Raw genomic sequence first — 24,631 nt, forward strand, 5'->3', positions numbered from 1 at the left:
ATTCCTCTTTTCTAAACTCATTACAATTATTTATTTAAATTTTTTATTTTTCATCATTTTTTGCATTTGATTCATTTGTTGGTTATTTACATTATAACCCATTTTCTTTGCCATTTCCTTAAGCATATCTGGGTTGTTTTGCATTTTTTCGAGTTGTTTTCGTAAATAAAATACACCAACAAAAAATCCAATAATAAGACCTACAATAAGGGTCACAATTGGAATGATAACATCTGCCATATATATTCACCTCTGTCAAATTAGTTCAATCAAACTCCAATTAACCATAATCAACTTTACTTGATTCATGTGATTTCGTCAAATCCATTATGACTTCGAATTATTAATACGTTGTTCTGCTTTGGACAGTGATTCCAATACAACTTCGTTCTTTTCTTGAGAAATCCCTTGTTTGATTACTTCAAGCGCTTCATCTGTATTGATTTTACCTAATGACCATGCTGCTGCTTCTCTTATCTCTGGTCTCTGGTCTTTGAAAAGGATCTCCTTTAATATAGGAATTGCACTCTGATCTTTAAAAACACCTAACGCAGTAATTGCGTTTCGTTGAATGGGTTTTTTTCCTCTCCAAGCAGACGCACTAAATCCGTACTTTTCTTTAAACTCACGATTGCTTAATGATAGTAGTGGTTTTAGGAGTGGTTTCACAATCTCTGGATCTGGTTGAAGTTCAGTTTGATGAGTGAAATGTTTCGCTTTATTTTTTGGACATACAATCTGACAAGTATCACAACCATACAAACGATTACCTATCTTCTCCTTTAACTCGTCACTTACAAAACCTTTTGTTTGCGTTACAAATGATATGCAGCGATTAGAATTTAACTGACCTGGACCCACAAGAGCATCTGTAGGACAGGCATCAATACATATCGTGCAATCCCCACACTCCTCTGTTACTTCCTGATCGGGAATAAATGGAATGTTAGTCATCATTTCTCCAAGATAGACCCATGAACCGAACTCTGGTGTAATGACAGCGCAGTTTTTACCTACCCAACCTATACCCGCACGCTCCGCCACTGCTCTATCAACTAAAACCCCTGTATCCACCATACTTTCAAGTCTGACATCAGACACTCTTTCTTTAATAAAATGCTCTAAATTCTTTAACCTTTTTTTTAAAACATGATGGTAATCTTCGCCCCATGCTGATCTGGAGATCATACCTCTGTAAGAACCTGGCTTTGATTTTGGTGGATCTTTCAACTTTGAAGGATAAGCGATGGCAATCGATAAGATAGATTTGGGTTGTTCAAATGTAAGTTTAGGTTCAACTCTTTTATCCAGATCTGGCTCTTCAAAACCAGACTCATATCCTTTTTTACGATGGTTTAATAAAATTTGTTTTAATTCCAAAAAAGGGTCTGCCGAAGCAAACCCTATTTTATCTATTCCAAGTGAGGATGCAGCTTGTTTAATCTCATCCTTTAAATATTCCCAATCATTTCTTGATGATTTTGCAACTGAATAATTCAAAACTTGTCACCTCAAAGCTTGCACTTTTGCAGCTTCCACAGCTAAAAAATCACAACGATTATTCAACTCGTTATCACTATGGCCCTTTACTTTAATATACTCTACATCATGAATTTTCATCAAATCATCTAAAGCCTTCCATAAATCTTGATTTTCAACGGGTTGTTTTTTACTGTTTTTCCAACCGTTTCGTTTCCAATTATGAATCCATCCTTGCCCAAAGCAATTCACGATATACGCAGAATCACTATGTACTTTCACTTTACAAGGGGATTTTAATTGCTTAATAGACTCAATTACTGCAACCATTTCCATACGATTATTCGTTGTATCTGGCTCTCCACCTGAAATCTCTTTACGGTGTTCTCCATATAATAAAATAGCACCCCAACCACCAGGGCCAGGATTGCCAGAACATGCTCCATCTGTATATATTGTAACTTCTTTCATGTTATAACCCTCCGTTTCTAATTGGGTTATCATATAACTAATTCGACCATATCATATATCCCCAAAAATGTGAAGTTAAGTGAATCCTATCACATTATACCTTAAAAAGTAAAATGGTTCATTAACTGATCCTCGTACCTCTTAAGGTATAAAGTGAAAGCCAAATCATAAGCATACTTAATTCATGAACATACTGCGTCAAATTGATGAGATTCCTTATGTTGAATATCATACATCGTGATATTCTTTTCCTTCACTTTTTTTTGTACAAAACGTTCCTTTAATTCAATTACCATTTTCTTTCCAACTTCATTTTCTGTGTAGCTCGGATCTTCCGTTAAAATATACTGACCTTGTTTGTTCTTTATGGATCCTATAATAACTCCAACAACCTCACTATCATCTTCTGCAACAACAACTAGTTCACTGTCATAAGACAGTTGTTTAGAAAAAACCTTAATTGTTTTTTTGTAACATGTATCCGACAATACTTCCTTTAATAAGTTTGTAACCTTCTCACAATCAGATAGTTGAAAAGAACGTAAATTCATATTAAATGACTCCCCTTCATTTTTCATTCATTACATAAAGAATATCATTTATTAATGTGAATCTTATTAACAGTGGTTTAAAGAATATTATTTCGAATAAAACAATCTCTGTATATTTATTATATATAAATTTTCGACAAAATTCGTTAAATTCCTGCAAAATTATTAATATTTTTAAAGTTATCTCTTGTTTTCTCTTGAAAGCGCTTTATTTTAAGCGTTTTCATAATTATGCAGAATAATCTATTTTGTAGGAGTAAATATTAATGCTGAGGTGATGAAATGTATTTTAATGAAAGAAATTTACAACATCTACAAGACGTTCAACTATCTGATTGGAAAATTGATGAGTTAGAGTTGCATCATCAAACAATGTGTGATTTATCCCCTTGGTTAAATGCTGAAGGTGTTTCATATCATCATAAAATTATAGATGAAATCAAAAAAAGAGGAGGAGATACAGGGGACACTAATTTTACTGATTAACGAAACTTCCTACTTTTCATAAATATTGAATATGCTCATTGAGTAAGAAAGACAGACTTTTTAAACATAAATGTTGATTTATTATCAAAAATAGGTGATAATATTGTTTGAATACATATAATGGGAGGTTTTTTAATATGGCACATCAATTACCAGAATTACCATATGCAAATAATGCGCTTGAACCACACATTGACGAGCAAACGATGATGATCCATCATGATCGCCATCACGCAACTTATGTAACAAAACTAAACGATGCAATTGCTGGAAATGCTGAGCTAGAAGGCAAAAGCATTGAAGAACTTATAGCTAACTTAGATCGTGTTCCTGAAAACATCCGCGGGGCTGTTAGAAATAATGGAGGGGGACATGCTAATCATTCATTGTTCTGGCAAGTCATTGCACCAAACGCTGGAGGAGCACCTACAGGCGCTTTAGCTGATGCAATTGAAAGTGAACTTGGTGGTTTGGATAAATTCAAAGAAGCTTTTGCAAATGCAGCTGTAACTCGTTTTGGAAGTGGTTGGGCATGGTTAAGCGTAGATCAAAGTGGAAAGCTTGAAGTAAGCAGTACTCCTAATCAAGACAACCCGATTATGGAAGGTAAAACACCAATTTTAGGATTAGATGTTTGGGAGCATGCGTATTACTTGAAATATCAAAATAAACGCCCTGATTACATCGGTGCATTTTGGAATGTAGTCAACTGGGATGAAGTAGCTAAACGTTACGAAGCTGCTAAATAAATCTGACTTAAGTGAAGTAAGAAATAAATCGTTAATTAACCCGCAGAGCTAAATTATGATATGCTCCCCTTTAGGTAGACAGATTAAATATAAAAATCTGGCTACTTATGGGGGAGCATATCATTAAGCTTTGTGGGTTTTTGCTTGTATTTTTCTAATCGTATAAAAATACTTGTTGGCATCAAAAAGCTCCTCCCACCATCCTGGGAGAAGCTTTCAATAAAAGAAAGGAATGTTTATGACAGTAATCAAAGTACCCTTGTGCAATTATTTCTAATTGCTTAATTTATATTATGTGGTATTTTGCAATTTTGTTCTGGGCTCTAGCGGATTGTTAAATTGAGTATCAAGCCATTTTCACTTTTTTTTCTTCTTTGTTCTCTTTACCCTGGTTCTCAATCTTACCCTCGTCCCCCTTCTCGTTATCATTTGGGGAGGTAAGAATAATTTTGCCATCCTCAAGTTGTAGTTGGACTTTGTTTTTATCTTCTAGTCCTATGGACTTTAAATAAGTATCAGGAATTTGCAATCTACCAGCTTTATCTAGAATTGCGAATTCTTCATGTGTCTCATCTTCTTTTTCAAAGCCAAGTCCTAATTGCTCAAGCTCCTCAACTGATCTTTTTCGAATCATTTCTGAGGAGGTTTTTCCATCTCGAATAGCTACAACACGATTCACCTTTTTAGCTAATAGAGGATCGTGGGTTACGATCACGATCGTCAATCCATACTCTTCATTTAATTTTCTAAACAAGTCCAGGATTTGATCAGACATTTTAGTATCTAGAGACCCTGTAGGTTCATCAGCTAACAACAATTTTGGGCGATTCGCTAACGCAATAGCGATGGCTACACGCTGCTGCTCTCCACCTGAAAGTTGATTTAATGTATTATTCATACGATGTCCTAGTCCAACTGCTTCCAGTAATTCTTTGGCTCGTTCTTTTTTACGACGACCTTTTAAAAGAATGGGCAGCTCTACATTTTCCAAAGCCGTTAAATATGGAATTAAATTTCTTGCGTTATTCTGCCAAACAAATCCTACCGTCTCTCGTTTATATTTAACATAATCTTTCTCTTTAAACTTTAATAAATCCAATCCGTTCACAGAAACAGTTCCTGCAGATGGACGATCTAATCCACCTAACATATTTAATAGAGTAGATTTACCACTACCGCTATTTCCGATGATTGCCATTAGTTCTCCATTTTTCACTTCGAGATCTAATCCCTGTAATGCCACAACCTCAAGATCAGCAATTTTGTAAATCTTCACAAGATTTTCGCACAAAATCATGTCTTAATCCTCCCCTAATTTTAAGGCTTGATGAATTTTGATTCGTGACAGCATATATCCTAAAATCATAATACCAATCAATATAATGAAACTAACAATTATATAAATCTGCCTTTGATCTGAAGGATCAATAACAACTTGGAATGGTGGAACCTGTTCAAGCGGATTAAATGTAATTTGAAATAAGGTTACAAACAATGTACTTGTCACAATTCCTGTAGTTATTCCCATCATCATCGCAGCGCCTGTTGTTAGAGCTTGCTCTAGTATCAACATTTTAACCAACTCGGAAAATCTAAGCCCCATTGCACGCAACATTCCTAGTTGAAGCGTTCTACCCTTCAGCGTTAAAATCCAGTACAATAAAAACCCACATAAGCTAATTAAGATTGAGATAATAAAACCTAAAGTCATCACTCCATTAATCGCTAGCTGGAATGGATCATTTTTAACCTTAATGATCTGATCCTTTGAGTTTGTTAAATCATTTAACCAGATACGGTTTTCTTGAATGGCATCATACAACTGAGCTGTATTTGAAAAATCAGGCTTTAGTTTAGCCCAAAATTCATAAGGTCTAAGTGCCAAGCGAGATTGTATGAAATCTAAATGGCCTACAACCAATTGAGGTGTCAAACTAGGGAATTGAGAAATATGCTTCTCTGCCTCTTCAATGGTAACTCCATATTCCTCAGCTATTTTTGTTATTGATTCTGTATATGATTCTTGATTTGGATTCCAGCTCGGCCAATAATCAATAATGCCGTAAACAATGAATTCAACGTTCTTCGTACCGATCCAACCTATGTTCACAGTATCTCCAACTTTGATATCATGCAATTCTGCAATAGATTTTGAAATCAAAATAGCCTGAGGATTGGTTGCGATTAAATTTAAATAATCATAAAAATGATGATCCATTAAACCTTCTTTAAACCATGCTACACGTCCAAAATCGGCTGTATCAATTCCCATTAATTGTACTTTTGTATTCACTTTACTATTGGCGAAATTCACGTTATCCTCTTTAAATACTCTTGTGATATGTTCAATTCCGGGTAAGTTTTTAAAAACCTCTATGGAAGGTTCAATATAATTTGTATGTGTATTATCCAATGCTTCTCCTGAAGCTCCAGGAAGATATTGATCAGGATTATCGTTTCCAAACTCCACATCCATCACGAGATCTGCTCCGTTTGTATAGGAAATTTTATCGATCATATTACTATTAATCGTTCTAGCTGCACTAGCACTAAACATTCCTGTTGAAAGGGTTAGTATAATAAATACCATCAATAGTTGATATTGTGTAGCAGAACGACCGACCTGCAATAAGGTAGAATAAGAGACTGGACTCCATCTTTTTTTACCTAACCAATATATAAGTTGAATCATCCATGGGTATATTCGGAGAAGAAATAATCCCATCCCTATTATGAATAAATTAGGAATGATAAATAAGAGAGGGTCAATTGAAAATTCATTCGTATATACTCCAGATTTTACAACATCGTTAATTTGATTTTTAAATGTGTACAACCCATACAACCCTACGCAAATAAATACAATGTCAAAATAAAATTGATGTAAAAATGATGTCTTTTTACTTCGAGACATGCTTCTCTTTAAGCTCACAATATTTTGGCGAGTATGGATAAATGCTGGCACTAACATCATTAATATAGTTCCTACAACTGCGAAAGCTGCATAAACATAGGCTTCCCCAGTAATTTCCACCTTTAAAGATGTACGTTGTACAAACTGTAAAAAACCATTAGAAGAACCTAATACCATCGTGAAAAATTTTGCGATATATATACCAGAAAAATAAGCTATGCCTCCTAAAATTAACCCTTCAATTAAATAACCACCTAAAATTTGTAGACGATTTGCACCACGACTCCTCAACACAGAAATTTCCGTTTTCTGCCTTTCAATGATTAAGTTAGAAACTAAAAAGATGTAAAAAGCAATCATAATTAATACAGGAATGTAAAGAAACGAAACCATCGTTTTTAATTTTTGTTGTTTCATATCATAGTTTTCCAGTATGTTTATAATTGGAAAATCAACTTCATTACCTTTAATATTTTTATCATTATTTGTATAAGGAGTTAAGTATCCTTTAAGCCCCGTATAGGCATCAACCAATTTATCAACCGATGTTAGCTGTATACTTTGATAATCAAAAGATACGTTCCAATAACTGTTCCTTACAGGTAATACATTCTGTGATGTAAATTGCTTTTCAAACAAGTTAAAATCTAAATAAAATGTCGTATTTGATAAATTATTATTAAAGTACACATCACTATAGTCCATAGGTTCAAAAACTCCAACAGGGTTCACAGTGATTAGTTTATTACTACCATCTAAAATAACAATTTCTTTATTTAATGTAATGTTTAATGCAGATAAAGAACCTTCAGTAATCAATACTTCGTAAACATCATTTTCTACTTGTTTTGATGGAAATCGCCCATCTACAAGCTGGATATGTTCATTGAATTCTGATGAGCCCACTATGTTAATTTTTTTACTTCGTACTGCACTCGTGTTCTCATTACCATCCTCTGATTCATTTATAAGATTGAATTCTTCTAGTGGAATAAAAGAGTAATTTAACGTTTCTCTTTGTTTGGAGTAACTTATAATTGATAAAGATAATTGCTCAGGAATTTGTTCCTCCATATATTTATCTACCCTTGAAAGATACCTCTCCCGATCCTCAGGTGGCATTGAACTTCTTATAGAAGTTTCTGCATCCAATCGACCAGGATATACACCTTCTTGGTGTTGTAAGTTCTGAAGATCTTTTACTAACATCCGATGCAAAATGGCATTTGTATAGATAGGAATACTACTAGTGAGGGCAACGGAAAGTATTAAACCAAGCAGTAGACTGATTTCAAGCCATTTGTTTTTGATCATTTTTCGAATGATCATTGTAAGAATAGCCACCATACCCCTCCTTAGTTAAGAATCAATTGCTGACCTTCTTCTAAACCACTAATAATTTCAACTTCTGTTTTTGTTTCTATCCCAATCTCAACGTCAACTTCGACTCTACTTTCACCATCTAATACTTTTACAAAATTACGAGCTAAATAGCTATGTAAACTAGCAGATGGAATCACAATCGTATCTTTCTTTTCAACTAAAGTAATTTTCACATCAACATTATCACCAATATCAACCTCTTTAGGAAGTCCCTCATCCGGTTTCACAAATATCGATGTTTTGTTAAGTTCAGTCACTTCTCTATCTGCAGATGCTGGTGCAGTATCAGGTGTCTGTACTACTTTCCCTGTATAGGTTTCACCATTATATTTGATTTCTACGGGTTGATTAATTTCAGCATCTTTTGCTTCTAAAATTTCTTTTGCATTATCCAATGCTGCTAGAATGAATAAATTTTCAGAATTAGAAATGTCAACGATAGGATCGTAAGCAATGACTTCTTCCCCTCTTTTTAAAGTATTAATATAAGTAACGACACCATCAATATTCGCAATCAGTTTCGTATTGCTCAATTGCGCCTGCAGATAGTTATATTCAATCTGGGCTGTTTCTACGTCGATCTCTAATAATCTAATGTATTGTTCATCAACTGGATAAACCTTACTACCTTCAGTACTAATCAGAAGTTTATCGTAAGAAAATTGCAACTGCTCTACTTGTTGTTGTACAGCTTCTAACTCTTGTAGTGAAACAGCCCCTTCTTCATATAAACGCTCTGTTCTTTCTAAGTTGGTTTTCGCATCTTCAATAGATGCTTCTAAATTTTTCAAATCTAATTCGATTTGTGTATCTGGTAAATCCAACTCAATTTCTTGCTGAGCTCTTTGTAATTCAATGGTTGCTCTCTCCAACACAAGCCTTTGCTGTTGAACTCTTTTTGCCAATTCTTCATTTTCTAACTGCGCGATCACATCACCTTTGGACACTATATCTCCTAATCTCACATCAATAGATACAATTCTTCCACCATGTTGTTTAAAATATAGAGATTCAGAGATAGAAGATCTGAAATTCCCTTGTAAATTAAGGTTTTTTACGATGGAACCTTTTTCAACAGTTAAAAGCCTAACTTCTTCTTTTTTAGGTTCTATTAAAGGAGGAGCTAATACATCTTCTTCTGCAGGAATCATTGAACATCCAGCTAGAGCTAGAATCATAAAAGGTATGAAAATAAATTTAATCGATTTCATTTTGATTTGATTGAACAATTTCTCCATCCTCCAATTCATACAGATAATCTACCAACTCCATAACATCTGGATCATGTGTAGTTAATACTATCGTCATACCTGTATCTTCAATACATTTTTTAAATAATTGAATAATTTGAAAACCCATTTTACTATCTAATTCAGCTGTTGGTTCATCTGCCAAAATTAATGCTGGCTGCTGAGCAATACATCTGGCAATTGCAACTCTTTGTTGCTCCCCTCCAGACAACTCATAAGGTCTATGTTTCATTCTTTTTTTCAAACCTACCAAACTTAAAGCTTCTTCTGCTAGTTTCAAACGCTCTTTATTTGGAGTTCCCGCAATTCTTAATGCAAATTCAACATTTTCAAGCGCTGTCATATATGGTGTTAAAGCAAACGATTGAAAGATGAGTCCAATTTCTTTTCTTCGTAAATTCGTCCGGTCTTTATCTGATAAATTCGATATATTATTGCTTTGAAAAAAGACATTGCCTTCCGTAGGTTGATCTAACGTTCCCAATACATTTAAAAGCGTAGTTTTACCAGAACCAGATCTTCCTTTTAAAGCCACTAAACAACCCCTAGGTATGTTTAAGTTCACATTTTTTAAAGCGTGGACAGCACTATGACCTTTGCCAAACGTTCTTTTGACTCCTTTAGCCTCCATGATCGAATCTTGTTTCCTTTTCATATCTCCTTGCTCCTGTGTTGTTAAATATTTTTATTCAAAATTTTACTATCTAGATATGTTCCATATCGAACGTGATCGTTTTTTGCAGAATCGCCTTCAATAAACTTTACTTTCTCGGGTATTTTAACCCATTATACTAGGTACAAAGATGAACACAATGAATTTAGCTCATTATCTAATGAAATAACAAATTATCTTAAGATAACACAAAGGAAAAATACCAGAGGTTTTTTATAAAGGAAATAGCTTGTCCGGATTTAATGAAATCGAATTCAAATTTACTAGTAAATTATTGGATAAATTTAGAGAAAGATCTACTTAATCAAATACGAGAAGAGACTGAGGAGGTTTCATTTGATTTTACTTATTTATGTGAAAATTGTAGTTAAGTTTGATTATGAATAAGGAGGGATATCATAAAAAATACCACCCTATGATTAAATTGGACGGTATTTATACTTATATAAGTATTGAATTATAACAGATTCAGTCTTTATAATGGAGGGCTCCCACGCTTTTTTTTGAATTAAATGAACAGCATAATGGTTTAATCCATATGAAATAAAGGACTTTATTGGTCTTATTCCATGATTATTAATCGATTTTTGAAAATAGAGGGAATTCGAGGTCTTATTACCTAGAAATCGTGCAAAAATTGCACTAAAATGAGGAAAAACACCCAAAATAAGACCACAAATTACCGCTAAAAAAGTCTCAATTGTAATATCTATTGAATAAGACCGCCATTTCCCCTTATTTTCAATATAGCAGCGAAAGATTTGATTACAACTAAACCTGTTTAAAAATTCTCAAAAACACATTCGGAAACACATATTGATCAACCTCTTGTAATGAAATCCATGCATAATGGTATCCACTTTCCCGTTGGATTAAATCTTTTTCTATTAAACTATGATTTTCTTTAAAACGATACACCTTCATATCCCAAAAAATATGGCTGAACACGTGATTGATATCAAACATATAATGACCGTTTCTAAGTTCTATACCCGTTTCTAAAGCATATTGATCAATCACATAATCCTCATTCAATTCATCAGAGCCCATCCAATTTGTAGATTGATTATCAGCTATGTAATGAGGTAACTCCCACATCCCAGCTAATAAACCTTTGTCTGGTCTTTGACGAATCAAAATCTTACCTTTATTGACACCTATTCCTTCAATGAGGGCAACTAATCTTTGTTCTACTTTTGGAGGTTTTGCTTTTTTCTTGATCGGTAATGATTCCTCTATTCCATTTAATCGTGCCTCACAATGTTCCCTTACTGGGCAAGTTAAACACTTTGGTGATTTGGGAGAACACACTAATGCCCCTAACTCCATAAGCCCTTGATTAAAATCACTTGCAGCATCATGTGGAATGATTTCTCTTATGATTTTTTCCATAGAGGTTCTGGTAGAAACTTTTGTAATATCTTCTTGAATCAAAAAGTATCTTGATAATACTCTCATCACATTCCCATCAACCGCTGGTTCTGGTTTATCGTAGGCAATGCTTAATACTGCGCCCGCAGTATAGGGACCCACTCCTTTTAATGAAGAAATATCCTTTGGGCTGTCTGGCACTACTGATCCATAGCTAGCTTTTACTTCTTTCACCGCACTGTGCAGATTTCGAGCTCTAGAATAATAACCTAAACCTTCCCAAGCTTTCAGGACATCATCTTCAGGGGCATCCGCAAGTGTTTCTATTGTTGGAAACTTATCAATAAAATTCTCAAAATACGGGATAACCGTATCCACTCTCGTTTGTTGCAACATAATTTCTGAAATCCAAATATAATATGGGTTTTTGTGTTTTCTCCAAGGCAAATCCCTTTTATTTTCTCTAAACCAATTCAATAATTCCTGTACAAAAACTTGTTTTTGTATCGTCATGTTTGTCATATTTCTCTCCTGATTGAAGTTATATTAAAGTGTATAGTCAACACTTCGTTTCGTTTTTTTATAAAATAATTTACATATAAAAGAATAGGAAAAGCCATTGCATTGATTGCAGCTAAAATTCCAAAAACAATTTCTGACCTAACAAACCCAAAATGTCCTAATAATATTCCACCGATCGCGGGTCCAAGTGCACCTCCTATTACGGATAGGGCCATCGCACCAAAATAAGTCCCTTTTAAGGATGGTTTGGATATTTGATCTACAAATAAATCGGTCATCGTAAACATCATCACTTCACCTATCGTAAAAATGATCATGGAAAAAGCGAGAAATAACAACGACTTGAACAGACCCATCCCAAATAAACCTATGGATATAGCTAGAGTTCCCAACATAATTGAAAACAAAGGTGAAATCCATTTGCCAATCCTAGTGATGGGATATTGAATGATTAAAACCGTAACTGCATTTAGGATAATTAAAAATGAATACACCTTCAATCCATTTGTTATATGAGGTGCATTTTCAAAAAATTGCGGCATGGTTGAACCAAATTGACTAAATCCAATCACACCAAATGTAAAACCTATAATAGAAAATAATAATACCTTATCATTTTTTACTGTTTGCACTGCTTCTTTGAACTGAATACGCTCTTTTGTTTTGACTTCTGTTTCTTGCAGCTTGTACTTGTGAAATACAAAGAGTAAAACAAATCCATATATAATATAAATGCTTGAAGTCATATAAAAGGTAATCGTATTATTGGAGGGACCTAACAACAGAATGATTAATGGACCTAAGGCTGCCCCTACATTTATTGCCGTATATCGCAAATTAAAAACAAATAACTTGTCTTCTTGTTCAGTCAAATCAGACAAAAGAGCTCTGGCGGTAGGTTCAAAAAAGGATTGGCACAAACCATTTAATCCACTTAAACAGAAAAAGAGAATGAGATGATTCGCTAATCCGATCCCTATAAAAACTAAAGACCATAAGAAGATACTAACGATGATAATCTTTTCCCTACCATAACGATCTGATAGACTTCCACCTATTATACCACCAAATATGCTCACCAAAGCACTCATTCCAAGGATAGATCCGATCATTTCTAAACTAATTCCTTTTACTTTAAATAAATAAATCGATAAATAAGGAATTGTCATGAAAATGGCTGTTCTCGTAAAAAATGTACCTATAATAAGTACTTTATTAATTGGATGGATTGAATTTAATCTTGCTAACATACGATGTTTCCTTCTTCCTTCATCTGAAATTCAACCAATACAAAAGATATTGTATCAAATTCCTATTTATATTCCAAAAAAAGGGTAATCAAATAACAATCCAAATGAGGGCGGAAAGTTATTCTTTCCTATATGAAAAAAAACTCGCCGATTGGCGAGTCTTAAATGATAGCAATATTCATGGTTGAACTTGAAGAATCATGTCACTTCATGATTCTTTCTCTCCATCAATATCGTTAAACTAATTAAAGAAACTAATATCGTTGCTCCCATATCTGATAAAACTGCAATCCATAGCGTTAACCATCCTGGAATCGTTAATAACAGTGCAATCAATTTTAACCCTAATGCTAGAGAAATATTTAACCTTATCACATTGTTTACCTTTTTAGAGATCGAAATGGCACTAGGAAGTCTACCTAAATGATCCTGCATTAATACGATATCCGCTGTTTCGATTGCACTATCCGTTCCTTTTCCCATGGCAATACCAAGATCAGCTACTGCAAGTGCAGGTGCATCATTAATTCCGTCACCGATCATTGCTACATTTCCTCGTTCATGCAGTGATTTGATTTTTTCTACTTTCTGTTCAGGAAGCAGGTTCGCATGATATTCTGATACACCTACTTGATTAGCTACTTTCTCTGCAGTCTGTATATGATCACCTGTAAGCATCACTGTATGTTTAATTCCTATTTGATGAAGTTTATCCATGACTTGTTTGCTTTCCTCACGAATCTCATCCGAAATTCCGAAGATTCCTAAAACATATTTTTCGTCTGCAACAATAACCAATGTTAATCCTTGAGCTTTCAAATCATCTATATCCCTTTGCACATTTTCATCGAAATTAAGATGTTCAATACTCTTTTCATTACCGACATAGTACTTAATCCCACCTACTATTGCCTCTACACCACGTCCAGAAAGTGTTTTGATTTCATCCGATTCTGAGAATTCAACTTCAGTTTCTACAACCTTTTTCATAATTGCTTTCGCCAATGGATGTGAAGATTTTTTTTCTACTGCACCAGCAATACTTAATAACCTATTGTCGTACTCCACTATTTTTTCAACGTGTGGTTCACCTTTAGTTAACGTACCTGTTTTATCAAATGCTATCGTATTAATTTTCCCTAATTGTTCTAAAAATACGCCGCCTTTTACCAAGATGCCATTTCTTGCGTTCCGTGTAATCCCCGATACAATCGCAATGGGTGAAGACAAAATTAATGCACAAGGACATCCTACAATTAATACCGCTAAACCTTGATAAAACCACGCTCCCCATGCCCCTCCAAATAATAACGGAGGTACAGTCATAACTAAGAGAGAGATCATCATAATCAAAGGCGTATAATATTTTGCAAATTTATTAATAAACTGTTCTGTTGGTGTTTTAGTTTCCTGTGCTTCTTGAACTAGATGTAGTATCTTTGCTAAGGAAGAATCTTCAAATGCTTTCGTAATTTGAATCTTTAAAACACCTTCATTATTAATACTTCCACCAAAAACCTTAGCGTTCACTTCTTTTTCAACGGGTAATGATTCACCTGTAATGGCAGCCTCATTTACTGAGCTGACTCCATCAACAACAATACCATCAGAAGGAATTTTTTCACCAGATTTCACTAAAACGATATCATCCTGCTGCAAAACATCAATGGGAACAACTCTTTCAACACCATTTGTAATTAAAATGGCTTCCTTAGGCGCTACTTTTAATAGTTTTTCCATTGATTTTCTAGCCTTCTCCATACCTAAACCTTCAAGATACTCATTTAAACCAAATAATATGGCTACGAGCGTTGCCTCTTTCCATTCACCAATAGATATGGCTCCAACCAAAGCAATAGTCATCAATGTATCGATATTAAATTTTAAACGAAATAGATTTTTAAGTCCCTTTATAAAAGTCTGATATCCGCTAATTGTTATAGCAGTTAAATAAAATATAACAGGTAGTATATTTGGTAGAAAAGTTTCAAAAATGATGGTTAGTATAAATAACCCTGTGGAAATCCCCAAAAATAATTTTAATTTATTACTTCGAGCGTGAGCATGACCATGCTCTTGTTCTACATCACTAATTAGAGATGCTCCATCAGTCGCTAATATTTCCTTAACTTTCGCTAAGCTAGCACTTTCATCAATCTTCAGCTTTGAAGAATTATATAAGATAGCAGCTGTATCTCCATTATCCAACTTTTTAATTTTTTCTTCCATATCAGCAGCACAGCTAGCACAGCTTAAACCTTCTATTTTATATTCCTTCATACTTGTCCCCCCTCAGATGTAGGTAATAAGTGATTCTCCTATATTTAAAGATGCTGGGCATGGTTTATTGCTTGTTCTAACAAGTCCACTACATGTTCATCATCATGAGAATAATACATCGTTGTTCCCGCTCTGCGGTATTTTACCAATCGTAAGTTTTTTAAAAAACGTAACTGATGTGAAACAGTCGATTGCAGCAATCCAAGCTTTTCTGAAATCTCATTCACTGAATATTCTTGATTCACTAACAAATGTATAATTCGAATTCTTGTTGGATCGGATAAAGCTTTAAATGTTTGAGATACGATAAATAATGTTTCCTTATCTAGTTCATTATAGTCATTTCCATTTGATTGATGATTGTTTTCCTCCGTCATTTTTTAAACACTCCCATTTACTATATATGCACATATGTTCATATTGACATTAATTCATTTTAATTTATCATAAAACCAGACAATTCGTCAATAAACAAGCCCCTATCCAAGGATAGAGACTTGTTTTCACTTTAGAGAGGTTCACTTAATAGCTTTAACTCGAACTGCACAAATTTTAAACTCTGGCATGCGGCTGATTGGAGCTAATGCATCATTTGTTAATTGATTAATAGCTAATTCTTTCCCCCAGTGAAACGGGACAAAAATCGTTTTAGGATGAATTCCTTCTGTGATTTTAACATGAAAATCAAGTGATCCTCTTCTACTTGTAATATTTATTTTTTGATTCGGAAGCAAACCTATTTTTTTGGCTAACCAAGGATGAATTTCCGCAACAGGTAACGGAGATCTTTTATTCAAATTTTCAGTTCTCCGAGTCTGCGCACCACTAAGATAATGATTCGCTAGACGACCAGTTGTTAAAATATATGGATACTCTTGATCTATTGGCTCTGCAGGTTTCTCCGGTTTGATTGCAAATATTTTTGCTTTTCCATCTTCATGATAAAACCCATCCTTAAACATCATTGGTGTCCCTGGATGATTTGGTTCATGACATGGCCAAAACAAACCTTTTTCCTCTTTCAAACGTTCATAGGTAATCCCACCATAATCTGCTTTCCCACCTGCAGAAGCTCTGGCTAACTCATTAAATACATCTTCGATTGATTGATATTGAAAATACTGTCCACGACCTAATCTTTCTGCAAATTCACAAATAATTTCATAGTCCAATAGATTTTCATTCGGAGTTTCTAAGACTTTGGCTCTATGAAAAACGCGACCTTCCAAATTCGTTAAAGTACCTTCTGCTTCTAAAAATGAAGATCCAGGTATTAACCAATCTGCATATTCTGCTGTTTCCGTTTCAAATAAATCAACTACAACTAATAATTCTAACTTCTTTAATGCTTGCTCAACCACAGCATTATTCGGACTCGATACGATCGGATTGGAGCCCAGTACAATCATCGCTTTGATCTCACCCGCATTCATTTTCTCAAACATTTCAAATGCAGAAACACCATTTCTGGGTAGTTCATCTGGTGAAATCCCCCACACTTTTGCAACATGTTCTCGTGCTGATTTATCCTCTAACATACGGTAACCAGGAAGCTGATCTGCTTTTTGACCATGTTCTCTTCCACCCTGTCCGTTTGCTTGCCCTGTTACTGCACCAAAACCACAACCTGATTTACCAATTTTCCCTGTGGTTAAGCATAAATTAATATAATTTAATGTATTTTCAACACCGTTCACCTGCTGTTCCAACCCACGTGCTGTGAATACAATTCCTGTTTTAGCTTTTGCAAAACCTCGTGCAATCGTTCGAATCTTAGGAGCAAGGATTCCTGTCATTTCCTCTACAACATCAGGAGAAAATGGTTTCACGGTATCTACTAGCTCAGAAAATCCATTTGTTTTATCCTTAATAAATTGCACATCATAAAGCTTTTCATTCACAATCACATGTAATAAAGCATTAACAAACATGGCATCAAAACCAGGTTGTAAACGGACATGTATATCAGATAATTTTGAAGTTTTCGTATTTCTAGGGTCAATGGTAACGATCACTGCCCCTTTTTTCTTTGCTGCCATTAAGTATGGCAGCATCGTCGGTTGGCATTCCGCAATATTTGATCCTGCTAGAATAATGTACTTTGCATTTTCTAATTCAGCTAAAGGGAGTGTTAACCCTCGATCAACACCAAATGCTTTATTTCCTGCTGCTGCAGCAGTAGACATACAATACCTACCGTTATAATCAATATATTTAGATTGCAACGCCACTCGAGTAAACTTGCCTAATAAATAGGAAACTTCATTTGTTAAAGATCCGCCCCCAAAAACGGAAACTGAATCTTTCCCATGTATATTTTGTAACTCTTTCATTTTATTTGAAATCTGATCAAATGCTGTTTCCCAACTCGTAGTGGACCATTTCTTATCACCCTCTTCACCCACTCTAACCAAAGGTTCTCTAATACGGGAGGGGTGTACAACATGATCTAGTGAATTTAACCCTTTTTGACAAAGTCGTCCTGTTGCTACTGGAAAATCTGGGCTAGGTTTAACTACCAGACCTGATTTTTTGTCACTTGGAACTAGCTGCAAGCTACACTGCATACTACAGAAACAGCAGTGAGATTGATTAGATACGGGCTGGTTTTTTTGTGATTTTTTCTTTTTTTTAAACAGCGTTAAAGCCATCAAACTCACCCCCGTAAAATTACTCTTAAAAGTGACTTAACACAATCTAGCAATATCCATTTAAGCAGCCACTTCTAGCTAGCGATTTCGCTTTTTTCTAATAAAGCAATATATACTTTTCCATTTTCAACGTATACATCAAAAGTGGTTACACATCCAGTATCTGGTTTTTGCACTAAACCTGAAGATAAATCAATTTTACGGTCGTGTAAAGGACAGAACACATATTCCCCACTCACTATCCCTTCTGCTAAAACACCATCTTTATGAGGACAGCGATTTTCAATTGCTAAGATTTTACCACTTGTTAAACGAAAAATAGCTAACTCTTTTTCTTTAAAACGAACTGTTTTTCCTGAGTTCACAGGTAAATCATCATAATTAGCTACTTCTACCCATGATTTATCACTTTTTAAGTTGTTCATTCCGTTCATCCTCCTATTTAACTTTGAATGGTTTCATTTATTTAAAGATAATCACTTTGCTTCTATGACTTCGTATAAATCCTTTTGAATTTTTTCACTTTTTACAGCTTCTTTCCAAGGATCTTTTAAAACGGAAAGTGCTGTATCCATTCTTCCACAAAGTTCTTCACGTTTTGCTTCATCTGCCAAAATGTCTTGAATATGTTGAACTCCCAGTCGCTCTACCCATTCCGATGTACGTTCTCCATAAACTCCAGTTTCACGGTAATATTGTAAATAAGCTTCTGTATATTCGATCACTTCTGCTTCTGTTTTCACCGTTGCTACCAAATCACCTTTACGAAGCTTTACACCACCGTTACCACCAGCGTATAATTCCCAGCCTCCGTCGATGGCAACAACACCTAAATCTTTGATTCCTGATTCAGCGCAGTTACGTGGGCATCCGGATACAGCCATTTTCACTTTTGCAGGCGTATTTAAACGTTCAAATCGTTTTTCAATCTGAATCCCCATTCCCATAGAATCGGCAGTTCCAAATCGACAAAACTCTTCTCCAACACATGTTTTTACTGTTCTGACCGCTTTACCATAGGCATATCCTGAAGGCATATCCAACTCTTCCCACATGTTTGTTAAATCTTCTTTTTTAACACCTAACAAATCTATTCTTTGACCCCCAGTGATTTTCACTTTTGGCACATTGTATTTTTCAGCTACAGTTGCGATTTTTTTCAAATCTGCTGGATTTGTAACCCCACCATACATTCGAGGTACTACTGAATACGTACCATCCTTTTGGATATTCGCATGCATTCTTTCATTTACAAAACGTGAAGTTGAGTCATCTTGATACTGTTTTGGATTCACCATGCCTAAGTAATAATTAATAGCAGGTCTACACTTAGAACAGCCCTCTTCGTTTTTCCAATCTAGAACACTCATAACCTCACGCACATGGGAAAGACCTTTTTCCTTAATTTGTACTACGATTTCTTCTTTTTCTAAATCCGTACATTCACACATCGTTTCTTTTTGTGCTGATTTATCAAATTCATCACCTATTGTGTACTCTAATAAATCACTTACTAACGATTTACATCCTCCACAAGAACGTGAGGCTGTTGTACAGTTTTTCACTTCTTCAACCGAAGTTAATCCTTGCTCTTTAATCACTGAACAGATGGTACCTTTACTTACTCCATTACATCCACAAATGATTTCATCATCACTCATATCAGCGACACTAGATCCTTTACCACTATTTTCATCGGGATCTTTTAGAATAGCTGCTTTTTCATATCCAGTAATGTCTGTTTCGTTGCGTATCATTTGCATTAATCTAGTACCATCCGAAGTATCTCCGAATAGTACTGCACCAATAATCTTGTTTTCTCTTACTAAAACCTTTTTATAAATACCTGAAAATTCATCTTCTATTTTGATCGCTTTTGTATTATCTCCATCAATAAATTCTCCACCTGAGAATACATCTACACCAGAAACCTTTAATTTTGTATATACTACAGAACCTTCATAAGGATTTGTATCTACTCCTGCAATTTTCTTTGCTAATACAGCACCTTGTTCAAATAACGGAGCAACTAATCCATATCCAATCCCTCTATGTTCTGCACACTCTCCAACGGAAAATATATCTTTTACACTCGTTTCTAGAAAATCATTTACTACAATGCCTCGTTTAACTTCAATACCTGCATCTACGGCAAGCTGCACATTTGGAGAAATTCCTACTGCCATCACAACTAAATCTGCATCAACTTTGGAACCATCAGAAAATTTTAAACCTTTCACTCTATCTTTACCTAGAATTTTCTCTGTCTGTTTATTCAATAAAAAGTTCATGCCTTGAGACTCTAGTTTTTCTTGAAGCATTTTTGAAGCTGTACGATCCAGTTGTCTTTCCATAATGGAATCACAGATATGCACTACATCCACCTTCATACCAAGGTTTAAAAATCCTCTTGCTGCTTCTAATCCTAATAATCCTCCACCGATAACAACCGCTTTTTTGTAGTTTTTCGCAGCTTCCATCATATACTCACAATCTTGAATAGTACGATAAGCGATAACTCCTTCTTTATCTGCACCTGGTAATGGAAGCATAAACGCATTGGATCCTGTAGAGATAATCAATTTATCATAAGAAATTGTTGTACCTTTATCACTTGTCACTATTTTAGTTTCCGAATTTATCTCAGTGATGGTTTCCCCTGTATATAATGAAATCCCATGTTCCTCATACCATTCATAACTATTAATAACAATATCATCTACTTTGGAATCTCCCGCTAAAACGTAGGATAATAATATACGATTATAGTTTGGATGCGGTTCTGAACCAAAGATTGTAATATCAAACTGATTTGGAGCTAGCTTTAATATATGCTCAACTGTGTTCACACCAGCCATCCCATTCCCTATCACCACTAGTTTTTCTTTTTGACTCATTATACACACGCCCCTTCCTTATAGTTAAAATACGTGTTCAAAAAGTCCAGTTTTTAGCACCGAGAAGATTGTACGAATATGCAAACCGATGTTTTTCGGGGTCCCCGAAAAGTATTCGGAATACACTTCAAAGTAATACTTCACTTTTTGGGGTGTAGCAAGTGTAGTGATTGTTACATGAGTACCGGAATTCAAATGTGAGTGCAGTATTCGATGTCGAATTCACTTCCATGGTCCTCTTCGTGATCCCTACTTAAGATCAGTCACATCCATGTGACTAATGTAGGATCAGCACTTCCTGTGCTGACAAAGTGGGGGACTTTTTGAGCAACCTCTTAAAGGTAAACAAAAAGAGACCTACTGATGTTATAGTTAACCATCAGATAGGCCTCGTTGCCATCTTTCATTTACAGACACGCCATTGTGTCATTCGCTATTGTTAACACAATTATATGCCCTTTGAAGTATCATGTCAAGTTTAATGACATACATTTAACTTAATTAAGTAAATAAATTCATTTCATGTAAATTTTTTTGCTTGTGTGTCATATTCATGTAATATATTATGCAACAACCTTTTCTCCAACCATGTCTTCTTCCACTTCCGCAGCTTGTTGTTCTATCGCTTCAACATCTGGTTCTTTTAAGAAGAAACATGCCGCAAAACAGACTAGAGAGGCGCAACCAATGACTACAAAAAAAGCTTGCGGACTTACAAAAGTAAGTACTGTTAGAAAAGTCGTCGCACCTACATTACCATAGGCTCCAACCATGCCTGCCACTTGACCAGTCAAGCGTTTTTTAACTAAAGGTACCATTGAAAAAACAGAACCTTCACCTGCTTGAACGAAAAACGAACAAGTCATTGTTAAGATAACAGCTGCTATGATTGACCAACTAGCATTAACAAATCCCATGCACAAGTATGTGACAGATAATCCGGCTACAAGAATAGTTAAGGTTTTTTTACGACCAAATTTATCACTTAGCCATCCTCCACTTGGACGAGCCACTAAGTTCATAAATGCATAACTAGAGGCAATCATTCCTGCTTGTGTCACCGAGAGATTAAATGTTGTCAGGAAAAATAATGGCAGCATAGAAACAACCGCTAATTCAGACCCAAACGTACAGAAATATGCTAAGTCTAATATGGCTACCTGTTTGAAAGAATACTTTTCTTTTTCTTGTACGCCTTCTTGAATGTGCTCTTTGTTTACAGACCATATTTTATAACAATTTGAAATAAATAATAATGCTAATAACCCATATATCAAACTAGATATTCCAGAATTAATTAAGCCTAATCCCTGTACCTTCCAAGTAAGAACCCCTAAAATCACATACATCGGCAAAGTCATCGCCATTAAAAAGATCATGTCTCCGTAATTGCTAACTTCCATCGCACCACTTCGCTTAGGACGTTTAAATTGACGACCTTCAGGAGTATCTTTCACAGATTTAAAATAGATAAAAGAATATAGCAAACTTACTAATCCAGTAAATCCAATTGCCCATCTCCAACCATTTTCCAAACCAAAAGAATGTTCCATAATATAAACTGCAATTAATGGAAGTGTAAATGCAGCAGCTGCAGAACCAAAATTACCCCATCCTCCGTATACACCTTCCGCAACACCTAGATGTTTCGCAGGAAACCATTCAGATACCATGCGAATTCCAATAACAAAACCTGCTCCAATCATAGCAAGTAAAGTACGTGCTATGAAAAGCTGAACAAAACTCTCTCCTAGAGCAAACATAAAACAAGGAATACTCATGATCGCCATAAGAGATGAGTAAACTTTACGAGGACCAAACCGATCTACTAACATTCCAATAATTACACGTGCTGGAATTGTTAAAGCAACGTTCATTGTGAGCAGCACTCCAACTTCTTGATCCGTTAAATTCAAAGTTTCTTTAATGGTAGCAACAAAAGGTGCCATATTAAACCAAACAACAAATGTAATGAAAAATGCAAAAGTCGTTAACATTAAAATCTTAATATTCCCTTTGTATGGGTTGCCTGTTTTAGTACTCATCCCAATCACTCCTTCATCATTTTTACTAGACACCCCGTTGTGTCTATATACCTTTTTAAAAAAACAAAACCTACCTACAGAATGAACCTTTGAAAAGGTATCACTCAGTAGGTAGGCACCTTTGCCTGCTAACTAACTCAACACATCTTCGTGTTGAAACGATTTTATTTTAAGGTTATTATATTTAATTTATAAATCCATGTCAACTTAATTTACATATTTTTTTAAAGTTATGAAAGTTATGATATTACAAGCGGGATTCCACTTAAAACAATTGAAAACGCTCTCTTAAAACGTACATTAAAGTATACCTTTATGATTTTGTTCGTTTTTGAAGGGAAATGCGTAGACCTTTTTATATAAGTATGTTATATTTATAACTAATTCATGTTAGTATATATGACATAAAGTTGTCCGTTCATCATTCATTGAATAAAATGTACTATACTTTTTTTAGATAAACTATAAAGAAACTGAAGAATAATCATGTGAGTTAGTAGAAAAAAATAACTTTGATGGGGGTATTTTTATGCTACAGTATTTTCTTCTCATCAACGATTCAAATGTTTTGGAAATGGGAGAGAAAAAAGTAAATTCAACTTCAAATTTCATAGAAACATTAAACACAATAGGTTATCATGTCCAATCCATTACAACAAAAAACAATATTGAAAAGAAAGGATTAAACCCCATTGATGCAGTTATTTTACGAGTTAAAATATCTGATTTGTTTGGGTGGTCACAAAAAATTATTTCTATTAAAGATGTTCCTCTTATTTGGTGGTGTGATACGTATACATCAAATAATAGAGAATACAAACTAGATTTAGGGATCGATGGGATGATCTTTCCTCAAATGGAGCCGTCTGAATTACATTGGAGTTTTCACCTTTGTGCAAATCAACACAAACTTAAAACACAATGGAAAAAAGAACGCCAGCAATTATTGTATAAATTAGAGGAAAGAAAATGGGTCGAACAAGCAAAAGGAATTATTTCTAAGATGAAAAACATCTCTGAAGCAGAAGCCTATGAATTTTTACGCAAACAAGCTATGAACGATAGAAAAAGACTAGCAGATGTAGCGATTTCAATTGTTAAGGTTCATCAACTACTCAATGAATAAATGGATTCGTGCGATAACTAGCCTTTGTTTGACAAAATTATTTCTCGGGAAATATAATTTGACAAATTATTTCACATTTTGTCCTTTGATCTCCTGCCTCTTTTTATTTATGATAAGAGTAAACTAAGGGAATTATTTTTAGAAAAAGGTCTGGGGGTAATTTAATGTCTAATCAAAGGAAACTTGTGTTTATTACTTTTAGCCTCATTCTGATTTTAACAACAGCTTGCAGTGATCAGAATGGTTCTGAGCCGGAGACTCAAATAAATATAGTCGACAAAAAATCAACAGAGTATCAAATTTATCAAAAAAATAAATGCCTTTCATGTCATGGAACGGATTTAGAAGGTCGTATGGGACCATTAACTAACTTACAGCAAATTGGAGCACGTTTAGAAAAAGAAGAAATCAAAAATATACTGCTAAATGGAAAAGAAGGCACGCATATGCCTGCTTATGAAGGTGTATTACCCGAAGAAAACATTAATATTTTATCGGATTGGTTATCTGAAATGAAATAACATATAATTAAT

Annotated in this window: 20 protein-coding genes; 4 read left to right on the plus strand and 16 right to left on the minus strand. The window is 34.7% G+C overall.

Annotation, left to right across the window (positions count from 1 at the left end):
• Positions 1-30: 30 nt before the first annotated feature.
• The 4 genes from EPK97_RS10190 to EPK97_RS10205 all read right to left on the minus strand — a co-directional run bounded on the left by EPK97_RS10190 (position 31) and on the right by EPK97_RS10205 (position 2,501).
• Positions 31-240 (minus strand): YneF family protein, encoded by a 210-nt coding sequence (locus tag EPK97_RS10190; protein WP_162036516.1) that lies wholly within the window; start codon positions 238-240, stop codon positions 31-33.
• 87 nt (positions 241-327) lie between these two features.
• The gene (gene queG / locus EPK97_RS10195) at positions 328-1,500 is read right to left on the minus strand and encodes a tRNA epoxyqueuosine(34) reductase QueG (RefSeq protein WP_162036517.1); all 1,173 of its coding nucleotides are present in this window, start codon (positions 1,498-1,500) and stop codon (positions 328-330) included.
• A gap of 6 nt (positions 1,501-1,506) precedes the next feature.
• Entirely contained in the window at positions 1,507-1,950 is a 444-nt protein-coding gene (gene rnhA, locus EPK97_RS10200; RefSeq protein WP_162036518.1) for a ribonuclease HI, read from the minus strand.
• Positions 1,951-2,132: 182 nt separating this feature from the next.
• Positions 2,133-2,501: a GNAT family N-acetyltransferase gene (locus EPK97_RS10205; protein ID WP_162036519.1), complete on the minus strand. Its 369-nt coding sequence runs from the start codon at positions 2,499-2,501 to the stop codon at positions 2,133-2,135.
• 282 nt (positions 2,502-2,783) lie between these two features.
• Here EPK97_RS10205 and EPK97_RS10210 point away from each other — a divergent pair, with 282 nt between their 5' ends.
• Positions 2,784-2,987, plus strand: a complete 204-nt coding sequence (locus tag EPK97_RS10210; RefSeq protein WP_162036520.1) for a hypothetical protein — start codon at positions 2,784-2,786, stop codon at positions 2,985-2,987.
• A 137-nt stretch (positions 2,988-3,124) separates the two neighbouring features.
• A complete protein-coding gene (locus tag EPK97_RS10215) occupies positions 3,125-3,736 on the plus strand; it encodes a superoxide dismutase (protein WP_162036521.1) in 612 nt (203 codons plus the stop codon).
• 346 nt (positions 3,737-4,082) lie between these two features.
• Here the strand turns inward: EPK97_RS10215 and EPK97_RS10220 are convergent, their stop codons facing one another.
• The 12 genes from EPK97_RS10220 to EPK97_RS10275 form a co-directional block, all read right to left on the minus strand.
• On the minus strand, positions 4,083-5,033 hold the full coding sequence (locus tag EPK97_RS10220) for an ABC transporter ATP-binding protein (protein WP_162036522.1): 951 nt from the start codon (positions 5,031-5,033) through the stop codon (positions 4,083-4,085).
• 3 nt (positions 5,034-5,036) lie between these two features.
• A complete protein-coding gene (locus tag EPK97_RS10225; RefSeq protein ID WP_162036523.1) occupies positions 5,037-7,994 on the minus strand; it encodes an FtsX-like permease family protein in 2,958 nt (985 codons plus the stop codon).
• A gap of 11 nt (positions 7,995-8,005) precedes the next feature.
• Positions 8,006-9,262, minus strand: a complete 1,257-nt coding sequence (locus tag EPK97_RS10230) for an efflux RND transporter periplasmic adaptor subunit (RefSeq protein ID WP_162036524.1) — start codon at positions 9,260-9,262, stop codon at positions 8,006-8,008.
• Positions 9,231-9,938: an ABC transporter ATP-binding protein gene (locus tag EPK97_RS10235; protein ID WP_162036525.1), complete on the minus strand. Its 708-nt coding sequence runs from the start codon at positions 9,936-9,938 to the stop codon at positions 9,231-9,233. The genes EPK97_RS10230 and EPK97_RS10235 overlap by 32 nt, the downstream gene beginning before the upstream one ends.
• Positions 9,939-10,727: 789 nt before the next feature.
• Positions 10,728-11,849 carry an A/G-specific adenine glycosylase gene (mutY, locus tag EPK97_RS10240; RefSeq protein ID WP_162036526.1) on the minus strand — a complete coding sequence of 374 codons (1,122 nt, stop codon included), beginning with the start codon at positions 11,847-11,849 and terminating at the stop codon, positions 10,728-10,730.
• Positions 11,846-13,099 carry an MDR family MFS transporter gene (locus EPK97_RS10245; protein ID WP_162036527.1) on the minus strand — a complete coding sequence of 418 codons (1,254 nt, stop codon included), beginning with the start codon at positions 13,097-13,099 and terminating at the stop codon, positions 11,846-11,848. The genes mutY and EPK97_RS10245 overlap by 4 nt, the downstream gene beginning before the upstream one ends.
• A gap of 198 nt (positions 13,100-13,297) precedes the next feature.
• Positions 13,298-15,379 carry a heavy metal translocating P-type ATPase gene (locus tag EPK97_RS10250; protein ID WP_162036528.1) on the minus strand — a complete coding sequence of 694 codons (2,082 nt, stop codon included), beginning with the start codon at positions 15,377-15,379 and terminating at the stop codon, positions 13,298-13,300.
• A 44-nt stretch (positions 15,380-15,423) separates the two neighbouring features.
• Positions 15,424-15,756: an ArsR/SmtB family transcription factor gene (locus EPK97_RS10255; RefSeq protein ID WP_162036529.1), complete on the minus strand. Its 333-nt coding sequence runs from the start codon at positions 15,754-15,756 to the stop codon at positions 15,424-15,426.
• Positions 15,757-15,897: 141 nt separating this feature from the next.
• Positions 15,898-18,030: a molybdopterin oxidoreductase family protein gene (locus tag EPK97_RS10260; protein WP_162036530.1), complete on the minus strand. Its 2,133-nt coding sequence runs from the start codon at positions 18,028-18,030 to the stop codon at positions 15,898-15,900.
• A 74-nt stretch (positions 18,031-18,104) separates the two neighbouring features.
• Complete coding sequence (gene nirD, locus EPK97_RS10265) at positions 18,105-18,455, minus strand: nitrite reductase small subunit NirD (protein ID WP_162036531.1); 351 nt, start codon at positions 18,453-18,455, stop codon at positions 18,105-18,107.
• A gap of 51 nt (positions 18,456-18,506) precedes the next feature.
• Positions 18,507-20,927: a nitrite reductase large subunit NirB gene (gene nirB, locus EPK97_RS10270; protein ID WP_162036532.1), complete on the minus strand. Its 2,421-nt coding sequence runs from the start codon at positions 20,925-20,927 to the stop codon at positions 18,507-18,509.
• Positions 20,928-21,490: 563 nt separating this feature from the next.
• Entirely contained in the window at positions 21,491-22,972 is a 1,482-nt protein-coding gene (locus tag EPK97_RS10275; protein WP_162036533.1) for a NarK family nitrate/nitrite MFS transporter, read from the minus strand.
• Between the two features lie 529 nt (positions 22,973-23,501).
• Between EPK97_RS10275 and EPK97_RS10280 the strand changes: the two genes are divergently transcribed.
• Positions 23,502-24,098 (plus strand): ANTAR domain-containing response regulator, encoded by a 597-nt coding sequence (locus tag EPK97_RS10280; protein WP_162036534.1) that lies wholly within the window; start codon positions 23,502-23,504, stop codon positions 24,096-24,098.
• A 164-nt stretch (positions 24,099-24,262) separates the two neighbouring features.
• On the plus strand, positions 24,263-24,619 hold the full coding sequence (locus EPK97_RS10285; RefSeq protein WP_162036535.1) for a c-type cytochrome: 357 nt from the start codon (positions 24,263-24,265) through the stop codon (positions 24,617-24,619).
• Positions 24,620-24,631: the final 12 nt, after the last annotated feature.

Origin of the sequence: Chengkuizengella sediminis, assembly GCF_010078385.1 — a bacterium.
Taxonomy (GTDB): domain Bacteria; phylum Bacillota; class Bacilli; order Paenibacillales; family KCTC-33759; genus Chengkuizengella; species Chengkuizengella sediminis.

Coding starts and splice junctions, on each gene's coding strand:
- EPK97_RS10190 (WP_162036516.1), bottom strand. CDS start 240: ATGGCAGATGTTATCATTCCAATTGTGACCCTTATTGTAGGTCTTATT.
- rnhA (WP_162036518.1), bottom strand. CDS start 1,950: ATGAAAGAAGTTACAATATATACAGATGGAGCATGTTCTGGCAATCCT.
- EPK97_RS10205 (WP_162036519.1), bottom strand. CDS start 2,501: ATGAATTTACGTTCTTTTCAACTATCTGATTGTGAGAAGGTTACAAAC.
- EPK97_RS10210 (WP_162036520.1), top strand. CDS start 2,784: ATGTATTTTAATGAAAGAAATTTACAACATCTACAAGACGTTCAACTA.
- EPK97_RS10215 (WP_162036521.1), top strand. CDS start 3,125: ATGGCACATCAATTACCAGAATTACCATATGCAAATAATGCGCTTGAA.
- EPK97_RS10220 (WP_162036522.1), bottom strand. CDS start 5,033: ATGATTTTGTGCGAAAATCTTGTGAAGATTTACAAAATTGCTGATCTT.
- EPK97_RS10235 (WP_162036525.1), bottom strand. CDS start 9,938: ATGAAAAGGAAACAAGATTCGATCATGGAGGCTAAAGGAGTCAAAAGA.
- mutY (WP_162036526.1), bottom strand. CDS start 11,849: ATGACAAACATGACGATACAAAAACAAGTTTTTGTACAGGAATTATTG.
- EPK97_RS10245 (WP_162036527.1), bottom strand. CDS start 13,099: ATGTTAGCAAGATTAAATTCAATCCATCCAATTAATAAAGTACTTATT.
- EPK97_RS10250 (WP_162036528.1), bottom strand. CDS start 15,379: ATGAAGGAATATAAAATAGAAGGTTTAAGCTGTGCTAGCTGTGCTGCT.
- EPK97_RS10255 (WP_162036529.1), bottom strand. CDS start 15,756: ATGACGGAGGAAAACAATCATCAATCAAATGGAAATGACTATAATGAA.
- EPK97_RS10260 (WP_162036530.1), bottom strand. CDS start 18,030: ATGGCTTTAACGCTGTTTAAAAAAAAGAAAAAATCACAAAAAAACCAG.
- nirD (WP_162036531.1), bottom strand. CDS start 18,455: ATGAACAACTTAAAAAGTGATAAATCATGGGTAGAAGTAGCTAATTAT.
- nirB (WP_162036532.1), bottom strand. CDS start 20,927: ATGAGTCAAAAAGAAAAACTAGTGGTGATAGGGAATGGGATGGCTGGT.
- EPK97_RS10275 (WP_162036533.1), bottom strand. CDS start 22,972: ATGAGTACTAAAACAGGCAACCCATACAAAGGGAATATTAAGATTTTA.
- EPK97_RS10280 (WP_162036534.1), top strand. CDS start 23,502: ATGCTACAGTATTTTCTTCTCATCAACGATTCAAATGTTTTGGAAATG.
- EPK97_RS10285 (WP_162036535.1), top strand. CDS start 24,263: ATGTCTAATCAAAGGAAACTTGTGTTTATTACTTTTAGCCTCATTCTG.